Annotated in this window: 14 protein-coding genes and 2 pseudogenes; 12 read left to right on the top strand and 4 right to left on the bottom strand. The window is 42.9% G+C overall.

Translation table 11 applies throughout. The features are described 5' to 3' along the window. Positions 1 to 46: 46 nt before the first annotated feature. From J2T20_RS13295 to J2T20_RS13310, 4 genes and pseudogenes are all read left to right on the top strand, one after another. Positions 47 to 724, top strand: a complete 678-nt coding sequence (locus J2T20_RS13295) for a response regulator transcription factor (RefSeq protein WP_307589032.1) — start codon at positions 47 to 49, stop codon at positions 722 to 724. Then, positions 721 to 2,097, top strand: coding sequence for a sensor histidine kinase (locus J2T20_RS13300; RefSeq protein WP_307589034.1), 1,377 nt, complete (start codon positions 721 to 723; stop codon positions 2,095 to 2,097). The genes J2T20_RS13295 and J2T20_RS13300 overlap by 4 nt, the downstream gene beginning before the upstream one ends. Before the next feature lie 69 nt (positions 2,098 to 2,166). Beyond that, positions 2,167 to 3,285, top strand: coding sequence for an ABC transporter permease (locus J2T20_RS13305; RefSeq protein WP_307589036.1), 1,119 nt, complete (start codon positions 2,167 to 2,169; stop codon positions 3,283 to 3,285). After that, positions 3,282 to 3,958 (top strand): annotated as a pseudogene (locus tag J2T20_RS13310) (ABC transporter ATP-binding protein). Before J2T20_RS13305 ends, J2T20_RS13310 begins: the two are co-directional and overlap by 4 nt. A gap of 65 nt (positions 3,959 to 4,023) precedes the next feature. Here the strand turns inward: J2T20_RS13310 and J2T20_RS13315 are convergent. Further along, positions 4,024 to 4,713, bottom strand: a complete 690-nt coding sequence (locus J2T20_RS13315; protein ID WP_307589038.1) for a DUF3298 and DUF4163 domain-containing protein — start codon at positions 4,711 to 4,713, stop codon at positions 4,024 to 4,026. A 102-nt stretch (positions 4,714 to 4,815) separates the two neighbouring features. After that, positions 4,816 to 5,448, bottom strand: coding sequence for a copper amine oxidase N-terminal domain-containing protein (locus J2T20_RS13320; RefSeq protein WP_307589040.1), 633 nt, complete (start codon positions 5,446 to 5,448; stop codon positions 4,816 to 4,818). Between the two features lie 651 nt (positions 5,449 to 6,099). Here J2T20_RS13320 and J2T20_RS13325 point away from each other — a divergent pair. The 3 genes from J2T20_RS13325 to J2T20_RS13335 all read left to right on the top strand — a co-directional run bounded on the left by J2T20_RS13325 (position 6,100) and on the right by J2T20_RS13335 (position 8,274). Beyond that, positions 6,100 to 6,780: a hypothetical protein gene (locus J2T20_RS13325; RefSeq protein WP_307589041.1), complete on the top strand. Its 681-nt coding sequence runs from the start codon at positions 6,100 to 6,102 to the stop codon at positions 6,778 to 6,780. Positions 6,781 to 7,043: 263 nt separating this feature from the next. Then, a complete protein-coding gene (locus J2T20_RS13330) occupies positions 7,044 to 7,955 on the top strand; it encodes an aminoglycoside phosphotransferase family protein (RefSeq protein WP_307589043.1) in 912 nt (303 codons plus the stop codon). Next, positions 7,927 to 8,274, top strand: a complete 348-nt coding sequence (locus tag J2T20_RS13335; protein WP_307589046.1) for a RidA family protein — start codon at positions 7,927 to 7,929, stop codon at positions 8,272 to 8,274. The genes J2T20_RS13330 and J2T20_RS13335 overlap by 29 nt, the downstream gene beginning before the upstream one ends. A gap of 22 nt (positions 8,275 to 8,296) precedes the next feature. Here the strand turns inward: J2T20_RS13335 and J2T20_RS13340 are convergent, their stop codons facing one another. Further along, positions 8,297 to 9,193 (bottom strand): LysR substrate-binding domain-containing protein, encoded by an 897-nt coding sequence (locus J2T20_RS13340; protein ID WP_307589048.1) that lies wholly within the window; start codon positions 9,191 to 9,193, stop codon positions 8,297 to 8,299. Positions 9,194 to 9,382: 189 nt separating this feature from the next. Between J2T20_RS13340 and J2T20_RS13345 the strand changes: the two genes are divergently transcribed. From J2T20_RS13345 to J2T20_RS13360, 4 genes are all read left to right on the top strand, one after another. Continuing rightward, entirely contained in the window at positions 9,383 to 10,429 is a 1,047-nt protein-coding gene (locus J2T20_RS13345) for a YeiH family protein (RefSeq protein WP_307589049.1), read from the top strand. Between the two features lie 93 nt (positions 10,430 to 10,522). Next, complete coding sequence (locus tag J2T20_RS13350; RefSeq protein ID WP_307589051.1) at positions 10,523 to 11,413, top strand: hypothetical protein; 891 nt, start codon at positions 10,523 to 10,525, stop codon at positions 11,411 to 11,413. Between the two features lie 59 nt (positions 11,414 to 11,472). Further along, on the top strand, positions 11,473 to 12,417 hold the full coding sequence (locus tag J2T20_RS13355; RefSeq protein WP_307589053.1) for a helix-turn-helix transcriptional regulator: 945 nt from the start codon (positions 11,473 to 11,475) through the stop codon (positions 12,415 to 12,417). Positions 12,418 to 12,482: 65 nt separating this feature from the next. Beyond that, entirely contained in the window at positions 12,483 to 13,022 is a 540-nt protein-coding gene (locus J2T20_RS13360) for a DinB family protein (protein WP_307589055.1), read from the top strand. 222 nt (positions 13,023 to 13,244) lie between these two features. On the opposite strand, the gene J2T20_RS13365 is transcribed toward J2T20_RS13360, so the two are convergent. Then, positions 13,245 to 14,072 (bottom strand): helix-turn-helix domain-containing protein, encoded by an 828-nt coding sequence (locus J2T20_RS13365; protein ID WP_307589056.1) that lies wholly within the window; start codon positions 14,070 to 14,072, stop codon positions 13,245 to 13,247. 164 nt (positions 14,073 to 14,236) lie between these two features. Here J2T20_RS13365 and J2T20_RS13370 point away from each other — a divergent pair. Continuing rightward, positions 14,237 to 15,401 (top strand): annotated as a pseudogene (locus J2T20_RS13370) (Gfo/Idh/MocA family protein). Positions 15,402 to 15,549 lie beyond the last annotated feature (148 nt).

Below are 15,549 nucleotides of genomic sequence, written 5' to 3' on the forward strand. Positions count from 1 at the left end.
CCCATAACTATTAAAGGATCCGGTACAGCCAAGGGAGCGTGATCACTTGAAAAAGATATTAATAACCGATGATGATGTTCATATCCGCACCTTATTAAAGCATGTATTAACCAGAGAAGGTTATCTTGTCATAGAGGCCAGCGATGGACAGGAAGCTATACATAAGCTGAAGGAGAGTATTGTGGATTTGGCTGTGGTAGATGTGATGATGCCGCATGTGAATGGTTTGGAGTTATGCGAACATATACGCTCTACCTATGATATTCCGATTATTTTACTTACTGCCTTACAGCAGCTAAGTGATAAAGAGCAAGGCTATTTGCATGGAACAGATGACTATGTCACTAAGCCTTTTGAACCGGCAGAACTCTTGTATCGGATAAAAGCCTTGTTTCGGCGATATTCCGTCGCTTCTAATGATAAAATCCGCCTAAACCGGCTGATTATTGACCGAAAGAACTATGAGATTACCGATGGAGATGATATTTTGCTGCTGCCCGTAAAGGAGTTTGAACTATTGGCACAGCTGGCACAGTATCCGGGAAGACTTTTTACCCGCAGTGAATTAATTGAACTGGTGTGGGGAGCAGATTATGAGGGCGATGAACGTACCGTAGATGTACATATCAAGCGATTACGACAACGATTCAGCGCCTATCAGGAAGATTTTGTGATTCGTACCGTTCGCGGGATCGGATATAAGGTGGAGATGATCAGCTCATGAAGTCACTCTATGTACGGATGTGTATTGTTTTTTGTTCAGTCATACTGTTCAGCAGCTTATTCGCCTTTTTGGGCTCTAATTTCTATTATCAGCGAGAAGTGAAGCCTTTAAATGATGCCAAGCTCACCGGAATGGCACTGAAACTTCAAGAATTCAGTAAATCCCATCCTGATTCTATTGACGAATATCTGAACAGTGTGGCTTCTCTGGGTTATAAAATCTATGTCACGAATGATCAAGGGAGCGAGCAATTCTATGGCAAACCCTTTCGAGAACTGGATTTGGATGAAGGACAGATTGCGAAGGTACTAGAAGGCCAGGTCTATCATGGTGTTGCTGAATTTCCAAGCAAGTTGTTTATCACCGGTTTTTTTGATAATGAGCTTCGAAATTCGATCGGTGTGCCGATTACGATGAACAACGAGAGCTATGCGTTATTTCTGCGCCCAGATGCTGACATCCAGTTTGGAGAGCTGCGGATCTTTTTTGCGATGATTATCGGGCTTACCTTGCTATTCAGTCTTTGGTTCGTAATGATTAGTGTTCTTCATGTGGTTAAGCCGATCACACGGCTTACGGCAGCTACCAAAAGTATCTCCAAGGGAAGATATGACATTAAGCTGAATACGCGTAGAAGTGATGAAATCGGCCAGCTGGCCTCACACTTTATGATCATGAGTAGGGAATTGGAACGTACCAACAGGGCCAGACAAGAATTTGTTGCAAATGTGTCCCATGAGATTGAATCCCCACTTACTTCTATTCAGGGCTTTGCTCATTCGCTAAGAGATTCAACTCTGCCTGATGAGGAGAGACTACAGTATTTATCCATCATTGAAGAGGAAAGCCGTCGAATGTCGATGCTCAGCAAGCAGTTGCTTACTTTGTCTTCGTTGGACTATGATCCTAATCTACTGCAGATCAGTACGTTTGATTTGCGTTCACAGCTACGTCAAGTGGCTCAAATTATGGAGTGGAAGCTGGCGGAGAAACAACTCTCTCTGCGGCTGAACTTATCTGAGATTAGTCTTACGGGTGACGTGAATCTACTGTATCAAGTATGGATGAATCTGCTGTCGAATGCGATCAAATATACACCGGATGGCGGCGAGGTTGTGATCTCCGCAAGTCTTGCGGAAGGCAGCTGTCAGATTCGTGTCTCGGATACCGGTGAGGGGATTAACCCGGAGGAGTTGCCAATGATCTTTGACCGCTTCTATAAAGCGGACCGGGCCCGCACAAGGGAGAACCATAGTACGGGACTAGGTCTTTCCATTGCTCAAAAAATCGTTTTATCTCATTCAGGAACGATTGAAGTGAAAAGAGTGAAGGGGAAGGGGACTACATTTATAGTTACCCTGCCTGTTTTGTAATTCATTATTCATACTCCGTTCATTTTCGCCTTCTAAACTGTGAATATACAGATTAGAAGGAGTGGTAGTATGTTTTTAGCTTTAAGGGAGATGCGGCATGCCAAGGCCAGGTATATGCTGATTATGGTGATTATGCTCTTGGTCTCTTTTTTGGTGCTGTTTGTCACTGGGCTCGCAAGAGGTCTGGCTTATGCCAACATTTCAGCAGTACAAAATATGTCTGCAAATTATTATGTTGTACAGGGTGATGCGGATCAAACGTTCCGACGTTCCCAGCTTAATGAAGTGGAGCTTCAGGATGTACGTTCTGTAGTAGGAGAACAAAATGCGACTCCACTAGGCATTCAAATGAGTACGATCACCGCTAAAGGTACGGATGTAAAGACAGATGTTACCTTTTTTGCGGTAGATATGCAGGGTATACTAGCTCCAGTTATCGCCAAGGGCGAAGGAATAAGCAATGAGACAACAGGCAGTGTAGTTGTGGACCGCAAGCTGGAGCAAGACGGAATCACTATTGGCAGTACCATTATGGATCAGGCTACCGGGATGACCTGGAGCGTTGCTGGATATGTCCAGGATAGCTCCTATAGTCACACCCCAGTGGTCTATTTGAATTTGTCAGATTGGCAAGACATGAAGCAGGGGATGTCCCGAGGTACGGCTGCTGATCAAACGGCGTCTTTTAACGTAATTGCTATGAAGGCAACTCAAGAGCAGGTAAACCAAATTTCCGAACCAACGAAAGATGTTGAGGTTATTACGAAAAAACAAGCCATTTCCAGTATCCCCGGCTATGCCGCCGAACAAAATTCCCTGATGATGATGATCATTTTCTTATTCGTGATTACAGCGTTTGTATTGGCGGTGTTCTTCTACGTCATTACGATCCAAAAAACAAGCCAATTTGGGATTTTAAAAGCGATGGGAACTAAAATGTCATACTTGGCTTGGAGTGTAGTCGGTCAGGTTATGATTTTATCCGTCGCAAGTCTATGCATCAGTCTGCTGCTGACCTTTGGAATGAACATGTCACTTCCTGATTCTATGCCGTTCCAGTTGGACACCTCGACCATTATTTTAACAAGCTGCTTATTTATTGGAATGTCACTCTTGGGATCCCTAATTTCAGTGGCTAGAGTAGCAAAAATAGATGCATTAGAAGCAATTGGGAGGACTGGCGCATGAGTGCAAAATTAGTAATGAAGCAGGTGTCCAAAACTTACGGTGACGGGGATTCAGTAATGTCTGTACTCCATAATTTGGACCTGGAAGTGAATGAGGGAGAATTCGTTGCTGTTCTCGGACCTTCGGGCTCGGGAAAAAGTACGTTTCTCTCAGCGGCAGGAGCGTTGCTTACGCCTACAAGCGGTGAAATTTTTATAGACGGGGAATCACTAACGAATAAAGATAAGGGAGAGCTCACCGAGCTGAGACTTCAAAAAATAGGTTTTATGTTCCAAGCGCTCAACTGCTGCCTTACCTGAAGGTAGAAGAACAGCTGCTATATGTAGCCAAGCTTGCAAAACTAAATGCAAAGGAAGCTAAGCAACGTTCTGCCGAAATTCTGAAACGTCTGGATATCTGGGAACGGCGCAATCATTACCCGGAACAACTCTCCGGTGGGGAGAAGCAGCGTGTGGCTATCGCCAGAGCCTGGATGAATAAGCCGGCGATTCTGTTTGCAGACGAACCAACCGCAAGCTTGGATTTCAAGAGGGGTAAGGAAGTCGTACGCATGATTGCTGAAGAAGTAAAAAGCCAAGGCAAAGCTGCAGTCATGGTGACCCATGATGAGCGGATGCTGGAATGGTGCGATCGGGTGCTGCATTTGGAGAATGGGCTATTGGTTGAAGGTTAAGATTAGAGAGCTGAGATAACCCCGTTTAGCATTTTGCTGGGCGGGGTTATTGGTTGTACGGAACTTTAATCGGTATCGACAGGTATTTCAGGGACTGGGGTTTGTCCATTTATTATAGAATAAGGTATGGTTACATCTATGATCCCCTCGGAGAAAGGTCCGACTTCATAAGGATTAAATCGAATAGTTATTCCTGAATCTCTTAAATAAAAAGGTGCCTTAAGAGTGTCTAAAGGAAAGTCATAGATATTGTTTTCAAATATGGAAGCTGTACCCTTAATCAATTTATAAAACAATACATAAGATATATAACCTTTTGCCCGATCTATTTTGGTTTGCGAATTTAGAATATCTTTTAGAAAAATCCTTTTTCCTGTTGTAGTGTCGAAATTATATGTATCTGTCCAGTATTGATCATGGGCTCCGCCCGAGTAATAACTTGTCTCATTGCTGACGGATAACTTGTTATTCTTGTTGTACATTAATTTGGTAGTTGTTCTATACCAATATTCAGAATTTTCTTGTTTGGCTTCTAGATCTTGCATAGCAGCACTAACAGCAAAATTTTTCAGAATAGAATTAATTGCTTTTGATTTACTATTATTAGGTTGTGTAATCTGTATAATAGGTTGTCCTTTGTAAGTATTGGTTTTAACTGTTGCAGAACTTGTTGCAGCATTTAGTTCTTGTAGCGGATAAAGCAGTAGTAAAAAGCTAAAAACCGATAATAACACTTTGAACAGATGTTTCCTCATGAAAATCCCTCCCGGTTTATTCTTATCAACTCCGATTTATTATAGTTAATAAGTCCCATAAAATCTATTAAAAATACCAAAAAACGATTTTGTTGTATAGAGTCATATCCCGAAATTAGCCCCAGGAAACACTGTGTAGCGATCCAAATATTTCGTTGAATTCGGCACAACCTTTACAGAACTAATTTTGCTTTGCGAATAAGTGAATTTCCATTTCTCCACTTTGATTTTATAGTCATCTTCTGCGGTTACACGTTGAACAATCCGCACGGTCAGACTATTGTCTGTAAGCGCAATAGCTTTGAAATCTACAATAGTGGCCATATTGTAAGTACCGGCGGGGAAGCTTTCATTATAGATATCCGTAATGAAGTCCGGGCTAACCAATTCCAGTACTTCTTGGTGTTGCCTTTCGTCATAAGCTATAATCCACTTGTAAGCTAAATTTTGATTCGATACATACGCGACACTACTAATTTCTCTTTCAAATCTCGGATCAGAATCTACATAAACCGTTTTACTTTGATTATCCCATTGTATTTCGACCCCAAGCCCCTCAGAAATTGCGCGTAAAGGAACATATACAAATCCATTAATAATTTTTGCGGGTGTACTGGTTATCACTTGATTACTATTCACAAATATTTGCGGAACGGCGGTAGCGGCATAAGCTCCAGCACTAAACACTAAGGTTAAGGCTAATCCGGAGAATCCAATTTTTAGGGTACAATTCATTGTCAAATTCCTCCAAAGTAGTTTATGATTTAGACACTATATAAATTGTACTAAAGATTTACTCCTTGGGAATTGGGAATGTAGTAGTAACTATGGAGTATGTTAGGCTTTGAGTTTCCAACCGTGAGAGGCCTTACGAAGATGTTTAGGAGTTCATATAGGACCAAGCGGTGAGAACCACTCACGGATTTGTTTGTTCTCTAGTAACTGATAATAACAAGTTTGTTTTAGAACCAGTTTGCTACGAGGACTCTGTACCTGTCATAAATAAAGTTTAGAGGGAAAGCTTCCCTGTAAATCATAAATAAAACCGTTTAATCAACATATAGACGGAAAAAATCGCTATAAATTCAACAAAATTATCTATATTGTACTAAAATCTGATATTAGAGGGGAAGATTCCCTCTAAATAAGCTGAATAAGCTGAAGAAAAAAAATCAAAGAGCGAGAAGGAACGAAAGGTAATATGAAAACCATAGGAGCGGTAGCAAGCGCCTTGTATTCGAATTAACGTTACTACGTTTATGAGAAGCATCAATACGAATCTGTTGGAAGTTAATGATGGGCTTTGAATTCACCTGTAAATCAAAAGTTCAGTCTATATAGTTAATCTAAGAAGTTTCTATAATTCAAAGGAGAGTTGAGGATTCTGTGACAAAGCGAAATCGATGGATATGGATATTTTCAGGACTGATTTTAGCATCTGTACTTCTGTTTTATGCAATAGTATATATGTATGACAGACCTGGCGGATTATTAGATCAGCGAATGTCTCAGGCGATGGGCCAGAACAATACCATTCATATCCCACTAGGCAAAACCCCGGAGGAAGCCATTCAACGGTTTAGGCGTAGTCCGATGATAAATGTAATTCACCGAGAACCGGTTGAAGGCGGCGTTCTTCTTTTTATGAAGAGGAATAAACAGGAAGTAAGTAATTTACAGTTAGAATATGTACGCAAAACATGGCTCGGATGGAAATGGGGCTGGGGTGGAGAATTCAGTATAGGGAGTTCTCTGCAATCTAAGTCTGCGCTCAATTATATGAGTATGCCTGCTATAAAAGGCATCTCAACGGCCTTTCCTTTAGTCTTTGGCGATGTCTTAAATGCATCAATTAAGAGTGTGACCGTTGATATCAAAGGCACTGGTAATTACAACGCTAAACTTACAAAAGGGACAACAGGAGAAACCATTTGGTTCGTTTTTCTACCCTCAACAGCAGCTTCAACTCCTTTTAATATCGAGGGTTATAATGAACAAGGTGACCTTATAGCTGTTAAAACAATAAGCGATTCTAGAGACAGCGGTTGGATAGATCTAAGAGATTGAGTTCGGATATTCTGTTTTATCATGGGGGTGATATCGTGATCGTCTTAATTAATGGGACATTTGGATATATAAGCCTGTGAACTTTGATTATATTGTTAATGGTCTTCAAGCCATAGATAACGAGGTATACCACTTCTGTTTAACGGCCTCTGAACAAACGATATATCTGAGATTAACTTCTCGAGGGGAGAGCAATATGAATACAGATCTTTTAAATACAGATGAAATAGTAAATAGAATTCTTGATAGGATAAAGGAGATGCATGATGACGTTTGAACCTACGCTTGAGGAGATTAATTACGTATTCCAATTACAAAATATCAGTGATGAAATCGTATCGATTAAAAAGCTGTCGGGCACTACAAGCGGCCTCGTATATAGACTGGATTCCCAACTGAACAACCACTATATATTAAAAATCGATGATCCCGAACAAGTGCGGATGGTCAGTGATTTTTTGAATCATCACCTTAACTCGACACTACTACCAAAAGTGCTTTATACAGCCTCAGATCATTCCCATCTAATCTATTCGTATATCGAAGGTACAACTCACTTTAATCGTGGACAGAAAATCAACTGGTTAAGAGTGATTGTTCGTGAATTATTGAATACATACAGCAAATATCCTAAGACAAATATATGGGGGAGATTAGAGTATCCGCTGCACTCATGGAAAGAATTCAATGAGATAGGCATCGAGGAAGCACGAAACAATATCGGAGATCTTTTAACTAGCGAAGATTACAACTTTGTGAAATCACAAGTCAATAAATTGTTCAAGGAAGAGGAAAAAAAGGCTGAAAGTTACTTGTTACATGGGGATACTGGAGTACATAATTTTGTTTTTGATAACTCCACTTTAATGGGTGTCATAGATCCTTCCCCTATGGTAGGTCCTTTACTGTACGATTTTATGTATGCCTTTTGTTCTTCCCCAGACGATTTAGATATCAATACCTTATTTGCAGCCTTCGAAGATCTTGACATTGAAAAGGGTACTATCGACAGATCAAGGTTGATGGATGAAGTATCCATACAACTGTATTGTCGTATTGGTCTTAGTAAGAAGCATCACCCCCATGATCTGTCGGAATACTTAGAGGCTTGGGAATATTGGAAAACACAAATTAGGAGGACTAAGGATGATCACACGGATTACAACTCCATTTAGTTATTCAACGGCAGTCGTAGCAGGAGATTACATTTTTCTAGGATTACATAGGGGTTTTGGGGAGAGCTTCACACAACAAATTCACGAAGCTTTTAGATTTTTAAAGGATACTCTTAATGAAGTTAATGTTCCTCTGGATAATATTGTAAAGGTAAACGTATATCTCAAAAACATTGCTGATCTGCCTGAAATGGAGCGGGTTTTTATGGATTATTTTGAAAAAGATAAATTTCCTGCACGAATGACAACAACAACAGAATTTATTGATAAGGATTGTCTTATGATGATTGATGGGATTGCTTACAAAGGATTGAACTAACGAGTCAATGAGCCGGGGAGAACTATTCTCTTCGGCTTTCGGTTCTTACCAGCAGCTTTTGTAAAAATACAGTGAGTGCCATGGAGATTGTTCTGTCTTTATGACGGATAATGGAAAAGTCTCTTTCTAGATGATTGTGTCTAATCCGCAATTCTTTGATCTCACCGCTAGCCAGCTCTTTCCGCACAATCCACCTGGACAACATGGCAATACCTAGTCCGGCAGATACCGCCTCCTTGACGCCCTGGCTGCTGTTAAAGACATAGGATCTCTTCACATGAATGTCCGTTTCCTGCATGAAATGATCGCTGAAGGCACGCGTTCCTGAGCCATGTTCCCGAAGTACCCACACTTGATCTCGCAGCATTTCTTTCTCAACAACGATATTATCTGACAGATGGTGGTCCGCTGGGGAGACGACAATCATTTCATCTTTCATATAGGGAATCACGGTTAAGTCCGCATCTTGTGTTTCGCCTTCGATAAATCCAATATCCAGTTGATTCGTGCGTACGGCCCCAATTACTTCTTCTGTATTTCCGATGGTAACCTGCAGGTTGACCTGCGGATACTGATTCGCGAATTCTGCAAGCTTTGCCGGCAAAATATACTCACCAACCGTAAAGCTGGCTCCTATATGTATACTGCCAGTAACCTGATCCTGCAGCATTTGAATCTCCTGCCCGGCTTCTTCATAGTGGGTTAAGATTTGCTTGGCATGTTTATAAAGAATTGCCCCCGCCTCCGTCAGGCGAACTTGCTTGGGAGAACGGTGGAGTAGCTTCGCCCCCAGCTCATTCTCCAGATTCCGAATATGCAGACTGACCCCCGGTTGAGAGAGGTTCAACAGCTCCCCTGCTTTGGAGAAATGGCTCTGCTCTGCTACAGTTACGAACACTCGCAATGCATCTACAATCATTACAATCCCTCATTGTTATTCATATTAATACCCTGATACTCAGTTATTAGGCTCATTTTAGCATATATTTTGAATCAATCATAAGTTTTTATAATGATACAGATAGCAAAGTAGTATTTCACTTCCTCCTCCGATACTTCTATAGTGAAGCTAAGAGATCTGTTGATCGGTGAATGGGAGTGAGGAAGTATGGAACACACACTTATGGCAAAAACCAAAGCACACCAAAGGATAAATGTGGGGTTTATTCAAGGATTAATTCTCACGTTCGTACTGTCTGTTACAGCGAAGGGTTTAGCCGCTCTTCCTTTCCTAAGTATAATGGGGCAGCTTATGCTGGCTATCCTGTTGGGAATTCTGTTAAGGGCGATTGTGGGTGTCCCACACCAAGCGGTGTCTGGGATCACTTTTTCAAGTAAAAGGCTGTTAAGAGTCGGCATTATTTTACTCGGGATGAAGCTTAATTTGGGTGATATTTTACACGCAGGGCCTAAAGTAGGGGCGATTGCCGTAATTAACATTGTATTTACGCTCTTCACGGTGTATGGGTTAACCCGCTGGTTGAAGGTAGATCGGAAGCTCGGACTCCTAACGGCTTGCGGAACGGCGATTTGCGGCGCCGCTGCGGTGGTTGCTATATCTCCTCAAATCAAGGCAAGCGATAACGAAATAGCAGTAAGTGCGGCTACGGTGGCGATACTGGGGACGATTTTCACATTGTTATACACGATCTTGTATTCCATTCTAGGTTTAAGTCCAACAGGATACGGGATCTTGTCAGGGGCTACTCTGCATGAAGTGGCACATGTAATCGCAGCGGCTGCGCCGGGAGGGCAGGAAGCGGTTGATATTGCGGTGATTGTGAAGCTTACCCGAGTGGCCATGCTGGTTCCTGTAGCTATGATCATTGCTGTGTGGGAAGGACGTAAGGAGCGTAAGATAGAGGATAAACCCAAAGGGATACAATGGAGAAAGCTTCCTGTACCTTGGTTTATATTAGGTTTTCTGATGATGAGCGGTTTCAACACATTAGGGATATTACCGGGCAAGATCACAGAGGTGATTCTCGTTGTTGCTTATTTATTGATAGCCATGGCGATGGCGGGGCTTGGGCTGGGCGTGGATATAGCGACGTTTCGGCGGTTGGGGAAGAAGCCTTTTTTGGCAGGACTCATTGGGTCTGTATTGCTCTCAGCACTTGGATTTCTTCTTGTTCATGCTTTTGGATTGGCATAGCTTTCATTTAAAAGGAAATATCTTCTTATCTACTTTTCAAATAAAACTTGTTACCCTAGGAGAGGACTAAAGAAATTGAGGTGGTAAACTGTGATGGGAAAGAAATATTGTTTGTTCTGTGATGAATTGGTCTCCGTAGAAGCACAAGGCGACTATGATCGGTATGTAAACTGTCATTGTTCGCCCGATGGGTCTTATAATCTGCTGAGGGACAGCTATGAACCTATCAATGCTTTTTCGCATGGGAAGAAACATCAGATGTTTCCAATAATATCAGCGTATATACGGGAGCAAACGGATTGCGATGAAAGGGTAGCCCTATCGATTGAGGATGTAGAGAGTCTCATGAATTCTCCTAAAATACCTGTTACTTTAGAGGAAAAAGGAAATCGGTTCCTGCAATACTTATACAGACACGCCCAAGGGCCGGACGATCCGGTTGTGATCCCTTTAACCCACAGCTATAACTTGACGTATTCTCCTAATATACAAGAGCTGGTGTTTATCATTGATAGGCTGATAAGCGAGCAATCCATTCTTAGGGAAGGGATGAACTTTAGGCTCACCGAAAACGGCTGGAGAGAAGCTGCTACTAGGGCCGGGGGAAGAAAGCTGAAATCCTGCGTCCTTCTGATCGCGGAGGAACAAGGGAGTTCCGTCCAATGGTTAGAAAAAGTTCTCCCGAAAATTGAACAGTGCGGGTACATGCCGCGAATTTTAAATTCATCCGATACTGTGAATTCTGAGCCCTTTTCTATGGAACTGATCGCAGAAAGCAAGCTCCTTATAGCGGATATAAGCGGGCAAGCACCTGAGGTGTATTTTGCAGCTGGTTATGCTCTCGGGTTAAATATTCCTGTGTTGTGGACCGTGAGAAGCACCGCTGTTGATCAGTTGTTTATCCCTTCAAATGATATTCGTCCTATGGTTTGGGAGCAACATGAGGAGCTGGCTGCCTTATTGCTGCAGAAGTTAATTCAATAAGTGGACATTTATTCTTGGCTGGGCTACAGTTGTTCTAAGTAACAATAAGGGGAAAAGCCATGAATAAAACAGATCGGCTGCTGGCGATTATCCTTGAACTACAGCGCAAGGGAATGCAGCGAGCAGAGGATTTAGCGGGTACTTTCGAGACAAGCGTTCGAACCATTTACCGGGATGTACAAGCACTAAGTGAAGCGGGAGTGCCCGTCATAGGCGCACCGGGGATGGGTTACTCTTTGATGGAGGGTTATTTTCTGCCCCCTGTGAGCTTCACGGCGGATGAAGCCGTCACACTGTTGATCGGAATTGATTTTGTTGAGCAGCAGTTTGATGCGGACTATAGGGCTAAGGCAATGGCAGGACGCAGTAAGATTGAGGCGGTTTTACCTGAAAGTGTACGCCTGGAATCCTTGCGGATTCGTGAGGGAATGAAGATTATAAGCAAGTCCAGAAGAATCAACAAGACGAATACGGAGCTGCTCGGAAGCTTGCGTGAGGCGATACAGGGGAAACGTAAAGTACGGATGATCTATGCAAAAGTTAAAGCGGATGCCTTCGAGGATCCTCGCATGGCTCGCGAAATTGATCCATATGGTCTTGTGTTCATCAATGGAGGATGGATTCTGGTTGCCTTTTGTCATGTCCGGCAAGGGCTTCGACATTTTCGTGTAAGCAGAATACAAAGTCTCGAGCTACTGAAGGAATCGTTTGTCATAGCAGACGACTTCCAGTTACATGCGTATAAACCTGCTGATGATAGAAATCTACTTGTCCGGTTATTGATTCGCCCCGAGCTGGCATCCAAGGTAAAGGACAAACCGTACTATTACATGGAGCATATGGAAGATCAAGAAGACGGACTGCTTGTAACGCTAAGAGTACGTGAACCTGAAGAGGTGCTGGATTGGGTATTGGGCTGGGGTGGAGGTGCCGTCGTGCTGGAGCCAGAGATTCTCAGGCAAAGAGTACGGATGGAAGCCGAAAATATGTTAAAACGCTACTGACATAATGCTGTCAGTAGCGTTTTTATATACTGAAACCAAACCAATCACAAAGGAGAAATGATTTAATGAATAATACGAAAGAATATCTGCAGCGATTCGAGGATACAGTAAACATCTACCTTCAGGATCTGGAAGCTTATAACATGGAGCAGCTTCTTCTTAAACCGCAAGAGGACAAGTGGTCACTGGGGCAAATGTATTTGCATCTAATACAATCTGCACAGTATATGACGTTTCGGAATATAGAGGCTTGCCGGGTAATGGATGCTACACCAGAAATAGCTGAAGTTAAAAGTGATGCAGGAGCAGCAGTTTTTGAAAAGGGAGGTTTCCCCCCCATCTCCATTCAGGTTCCAGCTTCCAAAGAATATACCCCGTTGCAGCCTGAGAGCAAAGAGCAGTTAATCGAAGGTTTGAATGAGGTCATTCAAACCATGCGGGAAATTGAACCCTTGCTCGATAGCATACCTACAAATCGCACACGCCCACATCCCAGATTTGGTGCATTGAATGCCAAAGAGTGGTTCTGCATGATTGAAATGCATTATCGCCATCACTTTTTGCAAAAGAAACGTTTGGAGGAGTTTTTAGAGATTAAGATCTGATGAACAGGGGTGTCCCATAAGCCATGAAATGGCTGCTTGGGACACCCCTTGTTTTTGGAGTTGGATAGACGGTTGTGCTTGTGAGGACGCTCCGCGAACGGACCGTTACTACAATCGCTGCCCACAGGGATAAGCGACGGCTTGGCCTCCTGCAGCGGTAAACTGATCTGCCACTTTAGCACCTTTGTCCAAGGTTCGGTTTAAGATGACAACCCGGATTTCCTATTTGGTACTGTTCCGATAAGCAGAAGGAGAGACACCGCTTAACTTTTTGAAATATTTAGAGAAATGGGCCAGTTCCATGCCTACTTGTTCCGCGATGTCTGAGATGGTCGAATCTGAATAGGACAGCAGTCTCTTGGCAAATTCCATACGTTTCAGATGTACATAATGCATCGGGGGAACACCCATGAACTTTTTGAAGTAAGGAATGAAATAATTCGGATGAAGATGGACTAGCTCGGCTAACTCGTCCACCTCCAAAGATTTATTCAGTCGCTCATCAATGTAATTAAGGACATGGGCCAGCTTGCCTTGATCACGGGTCTGAATAAATTCCTGCATGAAATCCGTGTATCCGCCGGATTCCAGACATAAGGCCATCAGGCTTAGGAGATTGGATTGAATCCGCAGCGTGGACAGAACGTCGTTATTTTGCAGCTGGTGGATCAAGTCTGCGAAGATTTCCCGTGCAGCGTCAGGATCGGGAGCGTCACCGATAAACAGCTTGTTAGCGGAGTGGAACAACGGCCATTCCCCGATACGGGCCTCGAAATGACAATAATAACGTGTATATGGATTCTCCAGGGAGGTCTCAGTCGTTTGGCTGCTTCCAGCCGGCATAATCATCAGTTGACCTGGTTTGGGAAAATGAGTGATTCCATTGAGGATCACCTTTCCTTCACCTTTATCTATGAAATACAGCCTATTAAAGGAAGGGGTCTCGTTCGTGCGGTTCCAACCGGGGTATTTGCTGCTAAGCTGGGCATGTGTTACCGTGACCGTTAGATTTTCAAGTAGACGGCCTGTAATAGTTGTCGGCTGATTCACGGTCTCACTCCTTTAGAAAGGTTTGTTATTGATTATACCGGATTTCATTTATCTAATACATCTTATTATTTGACAAAAGATTCTTAGTTTCAGTCATGTTAACTTTTGGCAATTGGGTATATTCTCTAACCATAAACTTAAAAAGAATAGGGATGTGACCCACGTTGGAGCTAGTACGCTATGGAATTATTGGAATAGGAAATATGGGCCGAAGCCACGCCTTGAGTCTGCTAAACGATGTTAAAGGCGCAGAGCTTATGGCCGTTTGCGATATTGACCCGGAACGACTGAAATGGGCTGAGGAGCATTTACCGGAGAGTGTAGTTTTATTCCAAAATCCTATCGATTTATTTAAATCGAATACAGTTGACGCTGTACTGATCTCAACACCCCACTATGATCACCCTACGCTTGCCATAGAAGCATTAAGTTATGGATATCATGTGCTGATCGAGAAACCGGCCGGGGTATATACAAAGGCTGTCCAAGAAATGAACGATGCTGCCGCTCTATCGGATCGAAAATTCGGGATCATGTATAACCAGCGGACAAACCCCCTCTATCAAAAGCTGAGAGAGCTCATTCAATCCGGAGAGCTTGGTGAAATCCGCCGCACTAACTGGATTATCACCAATTGGTATCGGTCTCAGAGTTATTATAATTCTGGCGGCTGGCGCGCCAGTTGGGCCGGTGAAGGCGGCGGCGTGTTATTGAATCAGGATCCGCATCAATTGGACCTGTGGCAGTGGACAACTGGAATGATGCCCAAACGGGTCCGGGCTTTCTGCCACTTCGGTAAATATCGTGATATAGAGGTGGAAGACGATGTTACCGCTTATGTGGAATATGAGAACGGCGCTACGGGCCTATTTATTACTACCACTGGTGAAGCACCGGGAACCAACCGTTTTGAAATTAATGGAGATAACGGAAAAATTGTCGTAGAAGACGGGGCACTGACTTTCTGGCGTCTACGGATACCGGAACCCAAGTTCAATGCAGAATTCACAGGCGGCTTCGGTGCCCCGGAATGCTGGAAATGTGAAATACCGGTAGAACAAGGTACAGGCGAACAGCATATAGGTATCCTTCGTAATTTTACGAATGCTATTTCCTTTAACGAGCCGCTTCTTGCACCAGGGGAAGAAGGAATTAAGGGTCTTACTCTTTCAAATGCCATGTATCTATCGGCTTGGACCGACAACTGGGTGGAGTTGCCCATCGATGAAGACTTATTCTTTGAAAAGCTGTCTGAAAAAATTGAAAGCTCTAATTTTGTAAAAGAAAACGTGCTAAGTAAGCCGCTTGGATGTTAAGGGAACACACTAAACAATAAATATATAAGCTGAACAAAAGAAAATAACAAAAGCGAAAAGGAACGAAAGCATTCCTGTTGGTGTTAAGAAATGACGTTTGCCAAAAGAAAGAGCGCCTCTGTAAGATAGAATCATGTCACGGCCAGTGACTAACAAAATTC

The organism is Paenibacillus wynnii (genome assembly GCF_030812855.1).
Taxonomy (GTDB): domain Bacteria; phylum Bacillota; class Bacilli; order Paenibacillales; family Paenibacillaceae; genus Paenibacillus_AQ; species Paenibacillus_AQ wynnii_A.

Bases quoted from the DNA above. Each gene is read 5' to 3' on its own strand.
- J2T20_RS13300 (WP_307589034.1), top strand. From the start codon at position 721: ATGAAGTCACTCTATGTACGGATGTGTATTGTTTTTTGTTCAGTCATA.
- J2T20_RS13305 (WP_307589036.1), top strand. From the start codon at position 2,167: ATGTTTTTAGCTTTAAGGGAGATGCGGCATGCCAAGGCCAGGTATATG.
- J2T20_RS13315 (WP_307589038.1), bottom strand. From the start codon at position 4,713: ATGAGGAAACATCTGTTCAAAGTGTTATTATCGGTTTTTAGCTTTTTA.
- J2T20_RS13320 (WP_307589040.1), bottom strand. From the start codon at position 5,448: ATGAATTGTACCCTAAAAATTGGATTCTCCGGATTAGCCTTAACCTTA.
- J2T20_RS13330 (WP_307589043.1), top strand. From the start codon at position 7,044: ATGATGACGTTTGAACCTACGCTTGAGGAGATTAATTACGTATTCCAA.
- J2T20_RS13335 (WP_307589046.1), top strand. From the start codon at position 7,927: ATGATCACACGGATTACAACTCCATTTAGTTATTCAACGGCAGTCGTA.
- J2T20_RS13340 (WP_307589048.1), bottom strand. From the start codon at position 9,193: ATGATTGTAGATGCATTGCGAGTGTTCGTAACTGTAGCAGAGCAGAGC.
- J2T20_RS13345 (WP_307589049.1), top strand. From the start codon at position 9,383: ATGGAACACACACTTATGGCAAAAACCAAAGCACACCAAAGGATAAAT.
- J2T20_RS13350 (WP_307589051.1), top strand. From the start codon at position 10,523: ATGGGAAAGAAATATTGTTTGTTCTGTGATGAATTGGTCTCCGTAGAA.
- J2T20_RS13355 (WP_307589053.1), top strand. From the start codon at position 11,473: ATGAATAAAACAGATCGGCTGCTGGCGATTATCCTTGAACTACAGCGC.
- J2T20_RS13360 (WP_307589055.1), top strand. From the start codon at position 12,483: ATGAATAATACGAAAGAATATCTGCAGCGATTCGAGGATACAGTAAAC.